We start from the raw sequence: 1,353 nt of genomic DNA, 5'->3' as shown, positions 1-1,353 counted from the left end.
CTTCGAGGACCTGCGCGCCGCCTTCACGCTGCTGCGCACCGCGCGCCGTCCGCTCATCTTCCTGGGCTCGGGCGCGCGCGAGGCGATGGCCCAGCACGGCGACGTGTTCACCGCGTTCGTCACCCAGCACGGCATTCCGGTGGCCACCAGCATGCGCGGCAAGGGGCTGTTCTCCGAGCGCGAGGCGCTGTCCCTGGGCGTGCTGGGCCTGGCCGGCAGCAAGCGCGCGGAGGCGTACCTGCGCGACGGCGTGGACGTGATGGTGGTCCTGGGCAGCCGCCTGGGGGAGTGGGCCTCCAAGAGCTTCCACCGGTACTTCCAGGCCGTGCACCACGTCATCCAGGTGGACGTGAACGCCTCCAACATCGGCCAGTTCCTGCCGGTGCGGCTGCCCATCGTGGCGGACGTGGGTTCGGTGGTGACGGGCCTGGCGGAGCTGGGGCAGATGATTGGCCCGTCCAGCGGCGCGCGCGTGCAGGAGCGCTGGTCGCAGGTGATGGCGCTGAAGGAGCCCGCGCTCGCGGTGCGCGCCCCGCAGGACCGTGATTCGATCAAGCCGCAGGACCTGATGACGGAGCTCGACAAGCACCTGAGCCCGGACATGGACCTGTACATCGACATGGGCAACTGCACGGGGTGGACGGCGCACGTGCTGCACGTCACGCCGCCCGCGCGCATCTTCTACCCCTGCGGCCTGTCGTCCATGGGCTGGTCCTGCGGCGCCGTCATCGGCGGCAAGATCGGCCGTCCCGAGCGCTCCGCGGTGGCCGTCGTCGGCGACGGCGCGTTCCTGATGAACGGCACGGAGCTGCTGACCGCCTCGCGCTACCGCGTGGGCACGGTGACCATCGTCCTCAACGACAACTTCCTGGGCATGGTGAACCACGGCGAGCACGTGCAGGACCGCACGCAGCCGCTGGAGGACGACTTCTACAGCCTGGGCAACCCGGACCTGAAGGCCTTCGCCGAGTCGCTGGGCGCGCGCGCCTACACGGTGAACGGCCCCGGCCAGCTGGACGCGCTGCTGCCGGAGGTGCTGCGCCGCGCGGACGAGTCCGGCCAGCCGCAGGTCATCGTCGCGCACATCGACTACCGCGAGGTGCCGCCGTACGGCGACCGCTTCGCCGCCGTGGCCTCGGACGCGACGTAGCGCCCATGACGGCCACGACCTTCGCGCTCCTGGGAGTCGGTGCCGCGGTCCCGACGCGGTGCGCGGCAACGACGACCGCTGTTCGAGCCCTGCGCCGCGCCGCCGGAAGTGGCGGCGAGCACGCGCTCTTCTACGGCAACCGCGAGCGCCGCGTGCTGGCGCCCGGCGAGTCCCTGGCCGCGCTCACCGCGAAGGCGGGCGCC

The 1,353-nt window shown here is 72.1% G+C and carries 1 protein-coding gene and 1 pseudogene; both read left to right on the top strand.

Going from position 1 to position 1,353, the window contains the following annotated elements; genetic code table 11:
• Positions 1-1,150: thiamine pyrophosphate-binding protein (locus ACLEQD_RS43490; protein WP_410391805.1), on the top strand; the 1,150-nt coding region annotated here is incomplete at its 5' end.
• Between the two features lie 5 nt (positions 1,151-1,155).
• A pseudogene (locus ACLEQD_RS43485) lies at positions 1,156-1,353 on the top strand (3-oxoacyl-ACP synthase); the annotation flags it as partial.

Origin of the sequence: Corallococcus sp. 4LFB, from assembly GCF_046520365.1 — a bacterium.
Lineage (GTDB): Bacteria > Myxococcota > Myxococcia > Myxococcales > Myxococcaceae > Corallococcus > Corallococcus caeni.
Note: the sequence above shows the minus strand (reverse complement) of the source record. Positions and strands in the feature narration are given on the sequence as shown.